Source organism: Sorangium sp. So ce448 (assembly GCF_051520915.1).
Classification (GTDB): Bacteria; Myxococcota_A; Polyangia; order Polyangiales; family Polyangiaceae; genus Sorangium; species Sorangium cellulosum_B.
In genome coordinates this window covers 5,950,545-5,970,736 of the sequence record NZ_CP150343.1, presented here as the reverse complement: position 1 = coordinate 5,970,736, position 20,192 = coordinate 5,950,545, and the positions used below count along the sequence as shown (strand labels likewise).

Genomic DNA, 20,192 nt, shown 5'->3' with positions numbered 1-20,192 from the left:
AGAGCCGCATGTGGGGCTTCCACGAGCCATATCTTCGGAGGTGTCGTCAACATGGAAGCGCTGCTGGGACTTCTCCTCGTTGCCGCGGTCGTCGGCCTGGTTCTGGTCGTTCTTCGACTCCGCTCCTTGTCAGCAACACACTCCGCACTGCTGGATCGGTTCCGTCCAGTCGTCGACGCTGATGCGGAACGGCAGCGCGTGCTGGCGCAGATGGCGGCGGAGCGTGCGCAGGCGCAGGCGGAGATTACCAACACCCGAACCGAATTGAACCAGGCCGTCCACGGCCTGCATGTTCAGCGGCAGCAAGGAGAAATCGAGCTCGCCGGCCTTCAGGCGGAGATTGGCCGGCGGCGTGCCGAACTCGCCGCGCTCGATGAAGCCGCCGATCTTCAGTCCTTCGGGTTCTACAGGCCTCGCTACACCTTCTCGACCTCGGAGCGCTACCAGGCTCGGCTGGAGGAGATCCGTGACCTTCAGAAGGATATGCTGAAGAGCAAGAAGGCCGCGGTGGCACGGACGGAGTGGACCGTCAACGGCAGCGTTGCAGAGGGGCGTAAGCAAAACAATCAGACTCTCAAGTTGATGCTGCGTGCATTTAACGGTGAATGCGACGCCGCTGTGGCCAAGGTCAACTACAAGAACGTCAACGTGATGGAGGCGCGTATCGCCAAGGCATGGGAGGCGATCAACAGTCTCGCGAGTGTGCAGCAATGTGAGATCACCAAAGCGTACCTCGACCTCAAGCTTCAAGAGCTCTACCTGTCGCACGAGTACGAGGAGAAGGTGCAGGCTGAGAAAGAGGAGCAGCGACGCATCAAGGAGCAGATGCGAGAGGAAGAGATCGCGATCCGTGAGATGGAGAAGGCGAAGCAGGAGGCCGAGAGGGAAGAGCAGCGGTACGCCGAAGCGCTCAGAAAGGCGGAAGAGGAGGTCCAGAGGGCAGCCGGTGCGAAGCAGCAGAAGCTCCTGAGCCAGATCGAAGAGCTTCAGAAGCGGCTCGCGGAGGCGAAGGTGAGTAAAGAGCGAGCAATCTCACAGGCTCAAATGACGCGCAGTGGCAATGTTTACATTATTTCCAATATTGGATCCTTCGGTGAACATGTCTATAAGATTGGTATGACGCGACGGTTGCAGCCGATGGATCGAATCAAGGAGCTTGGGGACGCCTCCGTTCCCTTCGAGTTTGACGTTCACGCGATGATTAGGTCGGATGATGCTCCTGCCTTGGAGAGCGCGCTTCATCGCGAGTTCCACCATCGACGGGTCAATCTTGTGAACGAGCGAAAGGAGTTCTTTAAGATCGATCTTGAGGAGCTCACGCTCATCGTTCGAAAATTTCATGGTGAGATCTAGTTTATTAGCATTCCCGAGGCTAAGGAGTATCGGCAGACGGCCGCCAAACGGCAAGCGCAGGAAGCTGCCAAGGCGACCGGTGTCCCACCGACACCCTCGCCGTCTCAAGTCGAGCAGGTTGCGGCCAACGCGGTATACTAGCGGTAAGCCGAGCCGTGGCTACTCGAGGCCAGACGCGCCCCCCCCCGGCAGCATGTGGTTCTCGATAAGCGAGTGCACCGTCTCGGCGGCCATCGCGTCCAGGAGCATCGTTGGACGGCCGGGAACCGGTGACTGCAGGCTGCATCGGCGCCCTTGGAAGGAGGCTGCAGCCTCCAGCGGATGGAGGCGCGCGCCGCCGCCCGAGAGCCATACCTTCGTTTGATACCCTCGCCGCACGCCGCAGATTGCTCGCGCCCTCGGACCCCTGCTGATCCAGGGCGACTCTCCGTGGCCGCGAGGGCAGGGGGCCGAGGCGCCGGCCGCGCAGTCTCCCCACCTGGAGGCCCGCGGGACCCAGCGGCGCGGCGCTTGCTTGGCCGCTGCTCGCACGTGGAGGCGCGCGGCCAGCGCGCGACACACGCCGCGATCTACCTGGAGACCTCACGATGACCGAGCGCGCCTTTCCCCTCGTCCCTTCGCCTCTTTCGCCTGCGCCTGCGACGCCGAGCCTCCGTCGTCCCATGGCTCCGGATGCGCTGCCTCGGCGCGGCGCCGCGGCGCTCCTCGTGACGGCCGGCGTGCTCTGGTCGAGCGCGGCGGCGCAGGCGGCAGAGCCCGACTTCAACCATGATGGGTATGCCGATCTCGTCGTGTCGGCTCACGCCGAAGACGTGAGCGCCGCGCAGGACGCAGGCGTGGTCCACGTGATCTATGGATCGAGCCAGGGGGTCTCCGCGACCGGCGCCGGGGGCACCGGACGCACGGATCAGTCGTTCGCTGCCGGCTCGTTCGGGATCGCGGGCGTCGCGCCGGAGGCGGGGGACAACTTCGGCAAGGCGGTCGCCTGGGGCGACTTCAACGCCGACGGGTGGACCGACCTGGCCATCGGCGTCCCGTCCCGCGATGTCGACGGACTGCAGGCGGCAGGAGCGGTGGCGATCATCTACGGTCTCCCGGCCCAAGGCTTCCTCGCGGCAGGGCTCCGGCCGGGCGGCATGGATGGCAACGCGAAAGCGCAGCTCATCACCCAGGACTCCACCGGCGTGGCCGGGACCGCGGAGGAGGCAGACAGGTTCGGCGCCACGCTCGCGTCGGGGGACTTCAACGGCGATGGCATCGACGATCTCGCCGTCGGCGCGCCCGGGGAAGATTACCCCACCGGTGGCGTCAACATCATCTATGGCTCGGCCACGCCCAAAGGGCTGGGGTACGGGAAGGCGGGCACCCTCCGGCGCTGCCTTGCGCCCCAGGGGAGCATCTGTCCCTCCCTCTTCCTCGCAGGCTCGACGCTCGCCGCCGCCGATTTCGACGGCGATGGTTACGACGACCTCGCGATCGGGAGCGACTGGTACTCGCGAGGCCTCGTCACGTTCGTCTACGGCACAGCGTCCGGCTTCGCGGCGAGGGACCTCTACATCCTCCGACAGGACCACGAGCTGCCGGGGCCGTCGAACGAAGGCGACGAGTTCGGCGCCGCGCTCGCCGCCGGAGACTTCGACGCCGACGGGTTCGCGGATCTCGCCGTCGGCGCGCCCGAGGACTTCGTGCCGGTGCTCGGCGGATATGACGCCCCCCAGGGATCCGTGAGCGTGGTCTATGGCACGAGCGACGGGCTGTCGACCCTCGGCAGCCAGCGCTTCTTCCCGTCCTTCCTGGGGAACCCCGGGAACGAGCTGATCGGGTTCGGTAGCGCGCTCGCCACCGGCAACCTCGACGGGCAGCACGGGGACGATCTGGTGATCGGCGCGCCGTACGAGTCGGGAGCAGGGTACTCGGGGAATGGCGCGGCGTATATCCTCTACGGCATCTCCGGCGGGCTATCCATCCTCTCCCGCAGGCACTGGACTCAGGAGAGCTCCCTGGGGGCCTTCCTCTTCGCTCCGATATGCGACGAGTTCTACGGGAACGGCGATCACTTCGGCGAGGTGCTCCGCGCGGGTGACTACAACAACGATGGAAGGGCGGATCTCGCGGTCTCCGCGCCCGGAAAGAGCCTGACAGCCGATGTCGGCCACGAAGGCATGGTCTTCGCGCTCACCAGCGGCGGCACGTTCTTCGACAGCGATCCGCGCAACTTCTCCTCCGCGCGGTCGCTCCGGCAGGGGAGCGATGGCGTGAACGACCTCGCCCAGGCGAACGACCGTTTCGGGCAATGACGCCTCGGTAGAGCCGAGCCCGGTGACGCTCGGCCGCGGATCGAGGAACAGCTCGCCTCGGACGAGTGCGCCGGGCGGCGCCACCTCGATCGCGGTCCGTCGACCGGCAGCGAGCCGGTAGCGCCGCCGCGGCTGGGCTGAGCCGCTCCGCCGACTGCCGCTGGCGCCGTGCTGGGTCGGGTCGCTGGGTCGCGTCGCCGCCGCGGCCTACACTCCTTCGCATGTCCTCCGGATCGCCCACGCCGCCCGCCGCGGACGGCTCCGCCGCGCTGATCGAGCGCGCCCGCCGGCTCGCGACGCTCGTGCTCGCCCCTTCGGCGAACGCCACGGATCAGGCCGCGACGGTTCCCCGAGAGCACATCCTCGCCCTCGCGGACGCGGGTCTCCTCGGGATCGCGACGCCTGCATGCCACGGCGGCCACGGCGCCCCGCCGCGGGTCGCGCGCGAGGTCCTGGAGATCCTCGCCGGCGCCTGCGGGGTGACGGCGTTCGTCTACATGCAGCACGCCGCCGCGTGCCCGCTCATCGCGCGCGGCGACAACGAGGCGCTCAAGGAGCGCGCCCTGCCTCGTTTCGCCTCCGGAGAGCGCTTTTGCACCGTGGGCTTCTCGCACGTCCGCCGCCCGGGCCCGCCGATGGTCAGGGTCGAGCCCGACGGCGACCGGTTCCGCTTCGACGGCACCGTGCCCTGGTTGACCGGCCATGGGATCGCCGACGATGCGGTCATCGCCGGCGCGCTCCCCGATGGACGCTTGATGTATGTCCTGACACCGCTGCAGGCGGGGGACGCCATCGAGGCATCGGCGCCGCTCCGCCTGAGCGCGATGAACGCCTCCGCCACGGTGTCGCTGGCGCTGCGCGATCTGCGCGTCGGCCCCGAGCAGGTGATCGTCACCCTGACGCGCGAGCAGCAGGCCGCCCGCGACGTCGCGGGCGCGCTCACGCCGTCGGCGCTCTCCCTGGGCGCGGCCGGCGCCGCCGCGGCCCTGCTCGCGGACCTGGCGGAGCGCCGCGGCAGCGCGCGCCTGGCGGACGCCGCGCGGGCGTTCGAGGACGAGAGGGAGGCCGCCCGCGCCGAGGTCGATGCATGGGCGGACCGGCCAGAGGTGGAGGGCCATGCCGAGCACGCGGTCCGCGTTCGCGCCTGGTGCATCGATCTGGGCGTCAGGGCCGCGCACGCGGCGGTCGCTGCGACCGGCGGCAGCGCCAACCTCCTCGACAACGCCGCGCAGCGCCTCTTCCGCGAGGCGATGCTCTATTCGCTCACGGCCCAGACGCGCGACCTGCAGACCGCGACGGTGGAGCGGCTGCTCGAACGGGCGACCCGCGCCAGGTCGGGGTAACGACCGCGACCCGGCGGCTCTCTCCCGCCATCCTGGCATCGTCCCCCCCGACCAGGGCCGCTCGCTACGTCGATTCCTGCGGATCCGCGCGGTCGTGGGCGCCGCCCGCGCCGCCTGGGCCGTACGCGCCGACGAAGTCCCGCAGCCTCCGAGTCTGGTAGCTGCGTGCCAGCGTCGTGAGCTGCTCGATCCAAGGTCTGAGCCGCGGATCGTGCTGCGCCATCCGCTCCGCCTCCTCCACGATCTTGTGGACGAGCCCCTTCTTCGCGAGCGCCGACAGGAGCGCCAGCTCTTCGGCCGGAGGCGGCGCGAGGTGGCCGTCGCCTTCGGGCTGCTTCCCCGGCGCATCGCGAGCGGGGGCTTCATCGCGGCGAAGCCACTCGATGCCCAGCAACCGCGATATCTTGTCCAGGAGCGCGCTCGCCACGATCGGCTTGGGCAAGAAGTCATCGCAGCCGGCGCTGGCGCACCGCTGCCGCTCGGCCTCGGAGACGCTCGCCGACGAGACCACGATCGGCACCTGCCGGAGCTCTGGCACGAGCCTGAGGCGACGCGCGGTCTCGTAGCCGTCCATGTCCTTCATGTACACGTCCAGCAGGATGAGCGCCGGCGCGCGCTGCGCGGCCATGCGCAGCGCCGCCTCACCGCCGTCCGCCTCGCACAGCTCGAAGCCGAGCGGGCCGAGGAGCCCGCGCACCACCGCGCGGTTGTCGGGGTTGTCGTCCACGATGAGTATCGTGCGCCGCTCCCCGGGATAGCCCACGATCGTGTCCCACCCCCTGGCTTCGCCTGGGCTCGTCGCGAGCTGCGCCTCGGCGAGCGCGAGCGTCACGGTGAAGACACTGCCCTCGCCGACCTCGCTTTGCACCTCGATCGCACCACCCAGCTGTTGCACGAGCTTCTTCGTGATGGCGAGGCCGAGCCCTGTGCCCTCGCTCTTCGCGCTCTGCTCCCCCACCTGCTCGAAGGGCTCGAAGATGCGCGACAGGTGCTCGGGGGCGATCCCGGGACCCGTATCCTCGACCCGGAACCGCACCATCCGCCCTGCAGGGACTGTCTCCTCCGGCACCTCGACACGGAGGGAGACGCTTCCCCGCTCGGTGAACTTGATGGCATTGCCGAGGAGGTTCAAGAGCACCTGCATCAGCCGCTTCTCGTCGGCACAGACGGCCTGAAGCGCAGGGCCGCGCAGCTCGTGCGAGAACGCTATCCCCTTCGCTTCGGCGCGCACCCGGCACAGGTCGACCACCGTCCGCACGAGCGCAGGCAACCGGAACTCCGTCAGGACGGAGTCCATCTTGCCCGCCTCGATCTTGGCCAGGTGCAAGAGGTCATTGATGAGCGAGAGCAGGTGCTGGCTCGACTTCTGGATGACCCGCAGGCCCTCCCGCCACGCCGGCGGGACGTCGGGCGTTCGCTCCAGGATCTGGCAATACCCCATGATCCCGTTGAGCGGCGTTCGCAGCTCGTGGCTCATGCTGGAGAGAAAGTCGCTCTTGGCCTGGCTGGCGCGCTCCGCTGCTTCCTTGGCGATGCGGAGCTCGACGGTGCGTTCCTTGATCCTGGCCTCCAGGTCCCGGTAGAGGAGGGCGTTCTCCACGGCGATGGCGGCCTGCGCGGCGACCACCGACAGGAGCTCGACCCGCTGCTCGGGGAACGCCGCAGGCACCTCGCGATGCTCGAGGTAGAGCACGCCCACGAGGCGCCCTCGATGCGACAGGGGAAGCGCCAGGAGCGAGAGCACCGGTTGCGCGGCCAGGTACGGATCGGCCGCGAAGCGCGCGTCCGACCTGGCGTCGTCGACAACGACCGGCTCGTTCGTGCGCGCCACGTAGTGCGCCACCGTCCTCGCCACCTCGCTGCTCTGCGAGAGCGGCTCGGACAGGCCCGTCTCGATGCGGCCTCCCTCCACCGAGAGCCGCGCCACGACCGAGAGCTCCTCGCCTTCGCCCAGCAGCAGGACGCCGCGCTGCGCGCCGGCGCTCTCCAGCACGAGCTCCATCAGCCGGCCGACGACCCGCTCCGGGTCGAGCTCGCTCGACAGCGCCCGCGCCGCGCGCACCGCGGTGTTCACGTCGAGCTGCGCGCCGCCGGTGACCCCCGTGGTGGTCAGCGTGGCGACGCCCGTCGTGCGGCGGCGATCGGCCGCCGCGGGCTGGGCAGGCGCCCGGAGCAGGGCGGGCCATCTCGCCTCCAGGTGGGCCACCACGGCGTGCGCTTCCCAGCGAACATAAGCGTCCCTGGCCTCGCGCAGGTACAGCGCCGCGATACGGCGCCTGCCCGCCTCGAGGTGAAACTCGGCGCAGAGCTGAGCCGCCAGGGCTTCGATGTGAAAGGATCGCTGCTCGCGCGCGAGCTCGATGGCCTCGTCGTACCTGGCCATGGCCTCGTCGGTCTTGCCCTGCACGCGGGCGTGCTCGGCCTCGATCAGGCGCAGCTTGTGGAGGAAGTTGTCCGCGCTCCCCTCGGCGAAGTACCTCAGCCGCGCGAGGCCTTGCTCGATCTCCTCGCGGAGCTCGGCCCGCTCCGCCGCGTCCGCGGCCTTCGGCCAGCACCTCGCGGCCGCGAGCGCGAGCCAGAGCGGTATGTCCGTGACCGGGGGAAAGCCGAAGATGGACACGCGGAACTGCTCGGCCTCCCGTGCCCGCGAGAGGGCCATCGGGTACGCGCCGGCGACGAGGAACAGGTGCGCCTCGAGGATGCGAGCCAGCTCGGCTGCCATCCCGTCTCCGTCCGCCAGGAGGGAGCGCGATCCTCGCGAGAGCGGCTCGCCCGACAGGAGCCTCCCTGCGCCGTCGGCGGTCGTCAAGAGGTCGCACCACGACGCGATCGCCTCGAAATAGTGCGTCCCGAGCGCGGTCCCCGCGCGCTGCATCAACCCCCAGCGCGCCGCCCGGTGCGCCTCGAGCTGCCCGAGCGGCTGGCCACGCCAAACTCGATAATAGAACAGGTCGCCTTCCAGCCCCCAGCTCGTCCCCTGGAACGAGCCGACCTTCAGGCCGGTCGCGCAGGTTCGCTCGAAGATGGGCGCCATTTCATCCGCGGGGCGGGAGTAGGCCGTGTACTGCCCCTGGAAGGACAGACACTCTGCCAGAAAGGGCGACGCGACGCGCTCGGCCGCGCGCACTCCGGGGCCGACCCAGCTCGCAGCGCGACGATACATGCCCGTGCTGAGCGACCACACGTTCGCGAAGCAAACGATGATGAAGGGAGAGACCGGCGTGAGCGCGCGCCGCTCTCGCACCCTCAGCACGGCCCGGGCGATCACGAGCCCGGACAGCATCGGCTGACCGCCGATCGCCGCACACACCATGAGGTGCATCGTCAGCGCATCGATGAGCACCTGCTCCGGGGACGGATCGAGCGGCATCCGATCGAACGCGTCCGGGTCGCGCTCGAACCATCGATCCAGCTCGGCGGACTCCTCGACGAGCGCGGCGCGGCGCGCCTCGTCCGCGCCCGGAAATGCGATGTCCTGCTCCGTGAGCGCGGCGAGCCCGAGCTCGACCCCTCGCGCGAACTGGCCCGCCGCCTGGGCGCTGCGGACGCGGAGCTCCTGCGCCGAGAGCCTGGTGAGCGCCGGCAGCGGCCTGGCGAGCAGCCGCGCGCACCGCGCCTCGACGTCGTCGAACTCCCGCAGCAGAAAGGCCCCCTCGATCTGCTCGAGCGCGAGCTCCGCGCACAGCGGCGCGTCCTTGCGCCAGGCGTCATCGCCCAGCAAGTCCTGCGCTGTCTCGGCGAGGCTCAGGAGGAGCCGGTACGAGCTCGCCGCCTTCGCGGCGCGCGCGGCCTCGAGGTTCAGCCGCGCCAGCGCCTCGCGCTCACCTGCGGAGTCCATCCGCGCCGAGCCCAGGTTGAGGTGCCGCACCAGCTCCAGGAGCTCTTGCGGTGTGCCCCCCTGCGTCCGGTGCCGCGCCCACAGCCGCCGGCCGATCTCCAGGTGCGCCAGGACGCGCTGCGCCGGCGGGGCCCGCTCGTAGCTCGCCTGCTGCACGCGGTCGTGCAAGAAGCGGTATTCAGCGTCGAGCGCTTCTTCTCCGGTTCCGGTTCCGGTTCCGGTTCCGATTCCGATTCCGGCTCCGGCCTCTCCCAGCGCCTGCGCGGTCCGGTAGGCTCCATCGGCCGGCACCACAAGCTCCTCCCGCAGGGCGGGCCACAGCGCGCCGGTCACCCGGGCGCGCTCCCATCCGCTGAGCCGCTCCAGGTCGTGGAGGTGGAAAGCGTGCCCCGCGCACGCCGCGAGCCCCAGGAGCTGCTGTGTCGCTTCGGGCATCTCGAGCAGCTTGTCCGTCAGGAGGGCGACGACGTTGTCGGTCACCTGCGCCTGCTCGATCTCCTTCTGGCCCCAGCGCCACGCGCCGCTCTCCTGGTCCCGCGCCACCTTGCTCTGCCGGTGCAGCGACAGCAGCAGCTGCTCCATGAAGAACGGGTTTCCTCGCGTCTTTTGCCACAGGATACGCGAGAGCGGCTCCACCCGCGCCGCCTCGCTGTTCAGCGCCCGCGCCGCCCATGCCTGCACGTGCTCCGCCGACAGCGGGTGCACAGACATCCTCGACACCCTCGCCCCGCTCTCCTCGACCGACGTCACGAGCCTCCACAGCGGGTGCTCGGGGGGCGTCTCGTTGTCGCGGTACGCGGCGATCACGAGGAGCTCTCGTCGCTCTGCGTCGGTCAGCAGCGTCCTCAGGATCTCCAGCGTGGCGCTGTCGGCCCACTGCATGTCGTCGAGGAACATCACGAGCGGCGCGTTCGGCGTCGTGACCGCCCGCACGAAGTTCAGCCAGGTCAGCCTCTGGCGGGCGAGCACCTGCTCGCCGTGCACCGGCGGCACCGGCGCGAGCTTGCCCATGATCAGGTCGAGCTCCGGCACCACGTCGGCGATGAGCCGGGCGTTGTCCCCCACGTCGGCCCTGATTCGCTCCTGCCACGCCGTGAGCACCGGCTTCGGGCTCGCCAGCCACTGCTGCATCAGCGCCCCGAACGCCTGCGCCATGGCCGCGTAGGGCGTCGACCGCGCGAGCTGGTCGTGCTTGCCCGAGATCAGGAGCCCGCGCCCCGCACGCGCGATGTCCCGGTAGACGGTGCGCACGAGCGCTGTCTTGCCGATGCCGGACGGGCCGCCGATGAGCACGAGCTCCGCGGCGCCCTCGGCGGCGCGGGCGAAGGCTGCGCCCAGGAGATCGCGCTCGTGCTCCCGCCCGACGAGGACGTCCGGCAGCCGCAGCCTCTGCGAGAAATCCTTGTCCCCGAGCGCGAAGCGCTTCACCGCGCCGCGCTCGCGCCACATGCGCAGCGCTCGCTCCAGGTCTTCCGCTGCCCCCTTGGCCGTCTGGTACCGCCGGTCAGGGTTCTTCGCGAGGAGCCTGGACACGATCGCCGCGAGGCCCGGAGGCACCTCGGGGGCGACCTCGTCGAGGCTCGGTGGCTCCTTGGCCAGGTGAGCGTGCACGAGCGAGAGCGGGTCGCGCTCGGTGAACGGCAGCCGCCCAGAGAGCGCCTCGAAGAGCGTCACTCCGAGCGAGTAGAGGTCGGTGCGGGGATCGAGCGCTCGCGCCGTGCGGCCCGTCTGCTCGGGCGACATGTACGCCAGTGTCCCCTCGAGCCCTTCGGGGATGCTCGCCGCCGTCGCCTCCAGCGGCAGCGACGAGGCGATGCCGAAGTCGAGCAGCTTGACCTGCGTATACGCCGCGTCGACCAGCACGTTCTGTGGTTTGATATCCTTGTGTGTTATGCCGGCCGCGTGAACGGCCTCGAGGGCTCGAGCGAGGAGCGCTCCCAGCCTCAGCCCTGTTTCCACCGGCAGGCGCCCGCGCTCGGCGAGCTCAAGATCCAGCGACCGGAAGCCCGGGTCCTCGATCACCAGCGCGGCCGTGCCGCCCAGCGGCAGGAGCTCCCGCGCCCGTGCCACCCCCGACACCTCTCTCAGCTGTGTCAGGATGTGATGCTCATGCAGGATGCGCCCCGTCACGCGCGAGCTCGGCGCGGCCGCCACGGGGAGCTTGAGCACCACCCTGTCGCCGGAGGGACGATGGACCGCGCGGCACACGCGGGTCTCGACCCCTTCGTGCATGACCTCCCCCACAACGTAGTCTCTCGGATCCATCCCGGTTCAGCTCCTCCTCGGGTCCGGCGGAGACGCCGGGCAACAACGGAATTCTGCGGTACTTCAGCGCTCGGGCCTGTGCTGGCGGCGGTCGCGTGTCCGCAGCGCGTGCTCCACGCCCGACTGGAGGGTGGCCTTCGTCACGAGCTGATCGAGGTGCAGGTCGAGCGCCACGAGCGTTTGCGCTACCTCTGCGCGGATGCCCGTGACGACCGTCCGCGTGCCGAGCAGCGAGAGCCCCATCGCGGCTTGCACGAGCATGCGCGCAACCGTCTCGTCTACTTCTTTCACGCCGGTGATGTCGATGATGAGATGGTCCGCCCTGCGCTCGCTCGCTCCGCGCAGCGCTGTCTCGACCGCCTGTCCGGCGCGCTCGACGTCCACCGTGCCGATGAGGGGCATCACGAGGACGCCATCGATGATCGGAATCAGCGGAGCGGAGAGCTCGAGGAGCCGCTCCCGCTGGGCCGCGATGACCTGCTCCTGCAGCGCCGCTCTGGCCGCCTCGGCGCGCTCGCTCTGCGCGAGTTGCTGCGAGAGCTGCGTGTTCGCGTCACGCAGCATCTGCACGGCCTCCGCCAGCGCCTCCTCCGCCTTGGCGCGCTCCCGGATCTCCTCCGAGAGCCTCGTATTCCGCTCCTCGAGAGCCCGCGTTGCGCGCCGGAGCGAGATCTGGGTGTGTACCCGCGCCAGGAGCTCGGTCTTCTCGAACGGCTTTGTCACGTAGTCGACGGCCCCCAGGCGAAAGCCCTGGAGCCGGAACTTCGCTTCAGCGAGCGCTGTCATGAAGATGACGGGGATGCTCTGCGTCGCCGGATCGGCCTTGAGCCGCCGGCACGTCTCGAACCCGCTGAGGCCGGGCATCAGCGCGTCGAGCAAGACGAGGTCCGGCTGGGCCCGGCTGACCAGCTCGATCGCCTCCTCACCGTCGCGTGCGACCGCGACCTCGAGGCCATCCGACATGAGCGCGTGCGACAGCACGGCCAGGTTGTCCGCGCTGTCGTCCACGATGAGGACGAGGCCAGAGAGCGGAGCTTCTTGGTCTTGCATGGGTCTCTGCCGGCTCAGCACGATCGAGCGAGCCTCGTGCGCCCGGTCGGGGCGCCCCAACGGACGGCAAGCGAGCAAATGCGTACACTGTGAGCCGGCGGCCCCATCACAGGAAACATTCCGGCTTCTTTTTTTCCGTTCGTACCACGGGCTGTTCAGCCTTAACATACCTTTTGTAGGCGGAAGCGGAGAGGGGGGCAGGGTGCGGTGGAGAGGGTAGGCTGAGCCACACAGGTCATCCATTCCATCTACGTACGCATGAGTACGCATGAGATGGGCGCTTTCCGCCTGGGTCTGAGGTCGCATGTCAGCTGGCCTCACTTGCTTTCCTTCGCGAGGAGGCCTCCGCTTTTTTCGGCTCCCACGCTCCATCCCCATCTCCAGCCGCTGGAGCTCCTCACGCTCGGGCGTCGTCGTGGTCGTGGGCCGCAGCCTGGGAAATCTGGATCTCGGCGGTGGGCCAGTTGCCGCCGGAACGCACTTCGTGGTGAAGTTGAGCCCGCTCGGCGACTATCTCTGGCACCGAGAGGCTCCGAGCGACGCCGTGGTCACGGACTCCGCCGGCAACATCCTCGTCCTGGGAGAGCAGTCACTCGTCAAGCTCGATGCCTCCGGCGCGGAGCTCTGGCGCCGCACGTTCACGGGCACACCCGCCACGATACGAGGCTTGACGACCTACCGCGCCGACCGCATCGCGCTCGTCGGCGACTTCACGGGCACAGCCGACTTCGGCGCCGGCCCGCTCACCGCCGCGGGCCGGGACGGCTTCGTCGCGGTCATGGCCCCCTGACGCACGCGAGCGCGCCGAGCACCATTGCGCGTTCTACGTCGGTTCCTGCGGATCCGCGCGGCCATTGCCGCCGTGCGCGCCGCCTGGGCCGTACGCACCGACGAAGTCCCGCAGCTTCCGGGTCTGATAGCCGCGGGCGAGCGTCGTGAGCTGATCGATCCAGGGCCTGAACCGCGCGTCGTGCTGCCTTATGCGCTCCGCCTCTTCCAGGATCCTGTGGATGAGCCCCTTCTTCGCGAGCGCCGACAACATCTCCAGCTCTTCTGCCGGAGGCGGCGCGAGGTGTCCGCCGTCGGGGAGCTCCTTCGCCGGCGCGTCCCGAGCAGGCGCCTCTTCGCGCCTGAGCCACGCGATGCCCAGCAACCGCGATATCTTGTCCAGGAGCGCGCTCGCCACGACGGGCTTGGGCAGGAAGTCATCGCAGCCGGCGAGGGCGCACTTCTGCTGCTCGGCCTCGGAGACGCTCGCCGACGAGACCACGATCGCCACCTGCCGGAGCTCTGGCACGAGCCTGAGACGGCGCGCGGTCTCGTAGCCGTCCACGTCCTTCATGTACACGTCCATCAGGATGAGCGCCGGCGCGCGCTGCGCCGCCATGCGCAGCGCCGCCTCACCGCCGTCCGCCTCGCACAGCTCGAAGCCCAGCGGGCCGAGGAGCCCGCGCACAACGGCGCGGTTGTCGGGGTTGTCGTCCACGATGAGTATCGTGCGGCGCTCCCCCTGATAACCGATGATCGTGCTCCACCCCCTGTCCTCGCCGGGGCTCATCGTCTGTTGCGCCTCGGCGAGCGGAAGCGTCACGGTGAAGACGCTGCCCTCACCGACCTCGCTCTGCACCTCGACCGCCCCACCCAGCTGCTGCACGAGCTTCTTCGTGATGGCGAGGCCGAGCCCTGTGCCCTCGCTCTTCGCGCTCTGCTCCCCCACCTGCTCGAACGGCTCGAAGATGCGCGACAGGTGCTCGGGGGCGATCCCAGGACCCGTGTCCTCGATGCGGAAGCGCACCATCCGCCCTGCAGCGACTGTCTCCTCCAGCACCTCGACACCAAGGGAGACGCCCCCGCGCTCGGTGAACTTGATGGCATTGCCGAGGAGGTTCAAGAGCACCTGCATCAGCCGCTTCTCGTCGGCACGGACGGACTGAAGCGCGGGGCCGCGCAGATCATGGGAGAACGCTATCCCCTTCGCTTCGGCGCGCACCCGGCACAGATCGACCACCGTCCGCACGAGCGCAGGCAACCGGAACTCCGTCAGCACGGAGTCCACCTTGCCCGCCTCGATCTTGGCCAGATGCAAGAGGTCGTTGATGAGCGAGAGCAGATGCTCGCTCGACCTCTGGATGACGTGCAGGCCATCCCGCCACGCCTGCGGGATATCGGGCGTTCGCTCCAGGATCTGGCAATACCCCATGATCCCGTTGAGCGGCGTTCGCAGCTCGTGGCTCATGCTGGAGAGAAAGTCGCTCTTGGCCTGGCTGGCGCGCTCCGCCGCTTCCTTGGCGATGCGGAGCTCGATGGTGCGCTCCTTGATCTTGGCCTCCAGGTCCCGGTAGAGGAGGGCGTTCTCCACGGCGATGGCGGCCTGCGCGGCGACCACCGACAGGAGCTCCACCCGCCGCTCGGGGAACGCCCCAGGCGCCTCCCGGTGCTCGAGGTAGAGCACGCCCACGAGGCGCCCTCGATGCGACAGGGGAAGCGCCAGGAGCGAGAGCACGGAGCGCGAGGCCAGGTACGGATCGGCCGCGAAGCGCCCGTCGGCCCTGGCGTCGTCGACAACGACCGGCTCGTTCGTGCGCGCCACGTAGTGCGCCACCGTCCTGGCCACCTCGCTGCTCTGCGAGAGCGGCTCGGACAGGCCCGTCTCGATGCGGCCTCCCTCCACCGAGAGCCGCGCCACGACCGAGAGCTCCTCGCCTTCGCCCAGCAGCAGGACGCCGCGCTGCGCGCCGGCGCTCTCCAGCACGAGCTCCATCAGCCGGCCGACGACCCGCTCCGGGTCGAGCTCGCTCGACAGCGCCTGCGCCGCGCGCACCGCGGTGTTCACGTCGAGCTGCGCGCCGTTCTCGGCGCCCGTGGTGGTCAGCGTGGCGACGCCCGTCGTGCGGCGGCGATCGGCCGCCGCGGGCTGGGCAGGCGCCCGGAGCAGGGCGGGCCACCTCGCCTCCAGGTGGGCCACCACGGCGTGCGCGTCCCAGCGAACATAGGCGTCCCTGGCCTCGCGCAGGTACAGCGCTGCGATACGGCTCCTGCCCGCCTCGACGTGGAACTCGGCGCAGAGCTGGGCAGCGAGGGCTTCGATGTGGAAAAAACGCTGCCGGCGAGCCAGCTCGATGGCCTCGTCGTACCTGGCCATGGCCTCGTCGGTCTTGCCCTGCACGCGGGCGTGCTCGGCCTCGATGAGGCGCAGCTTGTGGAGGAAGTTGTCCGCGCACCCCTCGGCGAAGTACCTCAACCGCTCGAGGCCGTGCTCGATATGCTCGCGGAGCCTCGCCTGCTCTTCCGGATCCGTGGTCTCGTTCCAGCACTTCGCCGCTGCAAGCGCGAGCCAGAGCGGGATGTCTGTCACAGGGGGAAAGCCGAAGAGGATCTGCCGGAATTGAGCGGCCTCCCGGGCGCGCGAGAGCGCGCGCGTGAACGCGCCGGCAACGAGGAACAGGTGCGCCTCGAGGACGCGAGCATGCGCGGCCGTCATCCCGTCTCCCTCGGCCAGGAGGGAGCGCGACCCTCGCGAAAGCGGCTCATCGGAGAGGAGCAACGCCGCGTTACCGCTGGACATCAGCAGGCCACACCATGACGCGAACATCTCGTAATAGTGTTTCCCGAGAGCATCTCCTGCGCGCTGCATCAGGGCCCAATGAGCCGTCCGGTGCGCCTCGATCTGTCCGACCGGCTGACCACGCCATGCGCGGTAGAAGCTCAAGTCGTCCACCAGCCCCCAGCTCGTGCCCTGGAACGAGCCGAGCTTCAGGCCCGTTGTGACGCTCCTTTCGAGGACGGGCCCCATTTCATCCGCGGGGAGGGTGTAGCCCATGTACATCGCCTGGTAACACAGACACTCTGGCAGCAACGGGGACGCGACACGCTCCGCCGCGCGCACGCCAGGCCAGACCCAGGATGCGGATCGGCGGTACATCCCGGTGGTGATCGACCACGCGTTCGCGAAGCAAACGATGTTGAAAGGAGAAATAGGCGTGATCATGCCCCGCTGTCGCACCCTCTGGACGCCGCGAACCATCGCGAGCGTGGACAGCATCGGCTGACCGCCGATCCCAGCACACACCATCAGCTGCATCATCAGCGCGTCGATGAGCACCTGCTCCACCGACGGATCGGAGGGCATCCGATCGAACGCGTCCGGGTCGCCCTCGAACCATCGATCCAGCTCGACGGACTCCTCGAGCAAGGCGGTGAGGCGCGCCTCGTCCGTGTCGGGAAGAACGATACCCTGCTCCGCGAGCGCCGTGAGCCCCTGCTCTACCCCTCGCGTGAACTCACCTGCCACCTGGCAGGCGCGGACGCGGAGCTCCTGTACCGAAAGCCTCATCGGCGCCGGAAGAGGCGTCGCGAGCAGCCCTACGGACCGCGTCTCGACGTCATCGAACTCCCGCAGCAGAAAGGCCGCCTCGAGCCGCTCCAGCGCGAGCTGCGCGGTCAGCTCGGGCTCGGTCTGCCACGCGCCGTCGCCCAGCAAGGTCTGCCCGGTCTCCGCGAGGCTCGCCAGGAGCCGATGCGAGCTCGCCGCCTTCGCGGCGCGCGCGGCCTCGAGGTTGAGCCGCGCCAGCGCCACGCGTTCCTCTACCGAGCTCGCCCGCGAAGAGCCCAGGTTCAGGTGCCGCACCAGCTCCAGGAGCTGCTGCGGTGTGCCGCCCTCCGTCCGATGCAGCGCCCAGAGCCGCCGGCCGATCTCCATGTGTGCCAGCGCCCGCTGCTCCGGCGCGACCCGCTCGTAGCTCGCCTGCTGCACGCGGTCGTGCAAGAAGCGGTATTCCGCGTCGAGCGCTCCTTCTCCGACCTGCCCCAGCGCCTGCGCGGTCCGGTAGGCTCCATCGGCCGGCACCACCAGCTCCTCCCGCAGGGCGGGCCACAGCGCGCCGGTCACCCGGGCGCGCTCCCACCCGCTGAGCCGCTCCAGGTCGTGGAGGTGGAAAGCGTGCCCCGCGCAGGCCGCGAGCCCCAGGAGCTGCTGTGTCGCTTCGGGCATCTCGAGCAACTTGCCCGTCAAGAGGGCCACGACGTTGTCCGTGACCTGGGCCTGCTCCAGCTCCTTCTGGTCCCAGCGCCAGGCGCCGCTCTCCAGATCCCTGACCACCTTGCCCTGGCGGTGCAGGGAGAGCAGCAGCTGCTCGACAAAGAAGGGGTTGCCTCGCGTCTTTTGCCACAGCACCCGTGACAGCGGCGCCACCCGCGCCGCCTCGCTGCTCAGCGTCCGCGCCGCCCACGCCTGCACCTGCTCTTCCGACAGGGGGCTCACCGTCATTGTCGACACCGTCGCGCCGCTCTTCTCCACCGCCTCCACGAGCTTCCAGAGCGGGTGCTCGGACGGCGTCTCGTTGTCGCGGTACGCGGCGATCACGAGGAGCTCTCGTCGCTCTGCGTCGGTCAGCAGCGTCCTCAGGATCTCCAGCGTGGCGCTGTCGGCCCACTGCATGTCGTCGAGGAACATCGCGAGCGGCGCGTTTGGCGTCGCCACCGCCCGCACGAAATTCAGCCACGTCAGCTTCTGGCGGGCGAGCACCAGATCGCCCTGCACCGGCGGCACCGGCGCGAGCTTGCCCATCACCAGCTCAAGCTCGGGGACCACGTCCGCGATGAGCCGGGCGTTTTCTCCCACCTCGGCCTTGATTCGCTCCTGCCACGCCGCGAGCACCGGCTTCGGGCTCGCCAGCCACTGCTGCATCAGCGCCCCGAACGCCTGCGCCATGGCCGCGTACGGCATCGACCGCGCCATCGGGTCGTGCTTGCCCGAGATCAAGAGCCCGCGCCCCGCTTGCGCGATATCCTGGTACACCGTGCGCACGAGCGCTGTCTTGCCGATGCCGGACGGGCCGCCGATGAGCACGAGCTCCGCGGCGCCCTCGGCGGCGCGGGCGAAGGCTGCGCCCAGGAGATCGCGCTCGTGCTCCCGCCCGACGAGGACGTCCGGCAGCCGCAGCCTCTGCGAGAAATCCTTGTCCCCGAGGGGGAAGCGCTCCACCGCGCCGCGCTCGAGCCACATGCGAAGGGCTCGCTCCAGGTCCTCGGCTGCCCCCTTGGCCGTCTGATACCGCCGGTCAGGGTTCTTCGCGAGGAGCCTTGACGCGATCGCCGCGACGCCCGGAGGCACCTCGGGGGCGACCTCGTCGAGGCTCGGCGGCTCCTTGGCCAGGTGAGCGTGCACGAGCGAGAGCGGGTCGCGCTCGGTGAACGGCAGCCGCCCCGAGAGCGCCTCGAAGAGCGTCACTCCGAGCGAGTAGAGGTCGGTGCGGGGATCGAGCGCTCGCGCCGTGCGGCCCGTCTGCTCGGGCGACATGTACGCCAGCGTCCCCTCGAGCCCTTCAGGGATGCTCGCCGTGGTCGCCTCCAGCGGCAGCGACGAGGCGATGCCGAAGTCGAGCAGCTTGACCTGCGTATACGCCGCGTCGACCAGCACGTTCTGGGGTTTGATGTCCTTGTGTGTCACGCCTGCCGCGTGCACGGCCTCGAGGACCCGGGCGAGGAGCGCTCCCAGCCGGAGCCCCGCCTCCACCGGCAGGCGCCCGCGCTCGGCCAGCACGCCATCCAGCGACCGGAAGCCCGGGTCTTCGAGCACCAGCGCGACCGTGCCGCCCCGCTGCAAGATCTCCCGCGCCCGCGCTATCCCTGATACCTCCCCGAGCTGTTTCAGGATGTGGTGCTCATGCACGATGCGCCCCATCACGCGGGAGCTCGGCGCGGCCGCCACGGGAAACTTGAGCACCACCCTATCGCCCGAGGGACGATGGACCGCGCGGCACACGCGGGTCTCGGCCCCTTCGTGCATGACCTCCCCCACTGCGTAGTCTCTCAGATCCATCCCGGTTCAGCTCCTCTTCGGGTCCGGCGGAGACGCCGGGCAACAACGGAATTCTCTCGCGCTCAGAGCTCGCGCCTGGGCTGGCCACGACCGCGCGTGCGCAGCGCATGCTCGACGCCCGACTGCAGGGTGGCCTTCGTCACGAGGCGATCGCGGTGCAGGTCGAGCCCCACGAACGTGTGCGCCACCTCGGCGCGGATTCCGGTCACGACCGTCCGCGTGCCGAGCAGCGAGAGCCCCATCGCCGCTTGCACGAGCATGCGCGCGACAGTCGCGTCTACCGCTTTGACGCCGGTGATGTCAATGATGAGGTGGTCCGCCCCGCGCTCGCTCGCCCCGCGCAGCGCTGTCTCGACCGCTTGCCTGGCGCGCTCGACGTCCACCGTGCCGACGAGGGGCATCACGAGGATGCCATCGATGATCGGAATCAGCGGAGCGGAGAGCTCGAGGAGCCGCTCCCGCTGGGCCGCGATGACCTGCTCCTGCAGCGCCGCTCTGGCCGCCTCGGCGCGCTCGCTCTGCGCGAGTTGCTGCGAGAGCTGCGTGTTCGCGTCACGCAGCATCTGCACGGCCTCCGCCAGCGCCTCCTCGGCCCTGGCGCGCTCCCGGATCTCCTGCGAGAGCCTCGCATTCCGCTCCTCGAGAGCCCGCGTTGCGCGCCGGAGCGAGATCTGGGTGTGCACCCGCGCCAGGAGCTCGGTCTTCTCGAACGGCTTGGTTACGTAGTCGACGGCCCCCAGGCGAAAGCCCTGGATCCGGAACTTCGCTTCAGCGAGCGCCGTCATGAAGATGACGGGGATGCTCTGCGTCGCCGGATCGGCCTTGATTCGCCGGCACGCCTCGAACCCGCTGAGACCGGGCATCAACGCGTCGAGCAAGATGAGATCGGGCTGGGCCCGGCTGGCCAGCTCGATCGCCTCCTCACCGTCGCACGCGACGGCGACCTCCAAACCATCCGACATGAGCGCGCTCGACAGGACGTTCAGGTTGTCTGCGCTGTCGTCCACGATGAGGATGAGCCCAGAGGGCGGAGTTTCTTTCTCTTGCATAGGTTTCTGCAGGTCTCAGTACACCCCAACCAGCCTTCCGCCCCCGGTCGGCATGTCCAACGGGACGGCGAGCGAGCGGACGCATGCACTGTGAGCTGTGTGGCCCTGCCACAGCGAAGGATCCCCCCGGACTCCCTCGTCTCGTACCACGGGACGGTCGGAATTAGCACGTGTTTT

At 69.5% G+C, this 20,192-nt stretch carries 8 protein-coding genes; 4 read left to right on the top strand and 4 right to left on the bottom strand.

What is annotated here, in order from left to right; genetic code table 11:
- The first annotated feature begins 51 nt into the window (after positions 1–51).
- The 3 genes from WMF45_RS22465 to WMF45_RS22455 all read left to right on the top strand — a co-directional run bounded on the left by WMF45_RS22465 (position 52) and on the right by WMF45_RS22455 (position 4,993).
- On the top strand, positions 52–1,353 hold the full coding sequence (locus WMF45_RS22465; protein ID WP_437718894.1) for a DUF4041 domain-containing protein: 1,302 nt from the start codon (positions 52–54) through the stop codon (positions 1,351–1,353).
- A 662-nt stretch (positions 1,354–2,015) separates the two neighbouring features.
- Complete coding sequence (locus WMF45_RS22460) at positions 2,016–3,650, top strand: hypothetical protein (RefSeq protein WP_437718893.1); 1,635 nt, start codon at positions 2,016–2,018, stop codon at positions 3,648–3,650.
- A 221-nt stretch (positions 3,651–3,871) separates the two neighbouring features.
- A complete protein-coding gene (locus WMF45_RS22455; protein ID WP_437718892.1) occupies positions 3,872–4,993 on the top strand; it encodes an acyl-CoA dehydrogenase family protein in 1,122 nt (373 codons plus the stop codon).
- A 64-nt stretch (positions 4,994–5,057) separates the two neighbouring features.
- Here the strand turns inward: WMF45_RS22455 and WMF45_RS22450 are convergent, their stop codons facing one another.
- Together WMF45_RS22450 and WMF45_RS22445 are read right to left on the bottom strand one after the other, a co-directional pair.
- Positions 5,058–11,096 carry an AAA family ATPase gene (locus tag WMF45_RS22450; protein WP_437718891.1) on the bottom strand — a complete coding sequence of 2,013 codons (6,039 nt, stop codon included), beginning with the start codon at positions 11,094–11,096 and terminating at the stop codon, positions 5,058–5,060.
- Between the two features lie 63 nt (positions 11,097–11,159).
- Positions 11,160–12,146, bottom strand: a complete 987-nt coding sequence (locus WMF45_RS22445; protein ID WP_437718890.1) for a response regulator — start codon at positions 12,144–12,146, stop codon at positions 11,160–11,162.
- 484 nt (positions 12,147–12,630) lie between these two features.
- On the opposite strand from WMF45_RS22445, the gene WMF45_RS22440 reads away from it, so the two are divergent.
- Positions 12,631–12,936 (top strand): hypothetical protein, encoded by a 306-nt coding sequence (locus WMF45_RS22440; protein WP_437718889.1) that lies wholly within the window; start codon positions 12,631–12,633, stop codon positions 12,934–12,936.
- 33 nt (positions 12,937–12,969) lie between these two features.
- On the opposite strand, the gene WMF45_RS22435 is transcribed toward WMF45_RS22440, so the two are convergent.
- Both WMF45_RS22435 and WMF45_RS22430 read right to left on the bottom strand, forming a co-directional pair.
- On the bottom strand, positions 12,970–18,966 hold the full coding sequence (locus WMF45_RS22435) for an AAA family ATPase (protein WP_437718888.1): 5,997 nt from the start codon (positions 18,964–18,966) through the stop codon (positions 12,970–12,972).
- A gap of 62 nt (positions 18,967–19,028) precedes the next feature.
- Positions 19,029–20,015, bottom strand: coding sequence for a response regulator (locus WMF45_RS22430; RefSeq protein WP_437554585.1), 987 nt, complete (start codon positions 20,013–20,015; stop codon positions 19,029–19,031).
- Positions 20,016–20,192: the final 177 nt, after the last annotated feature.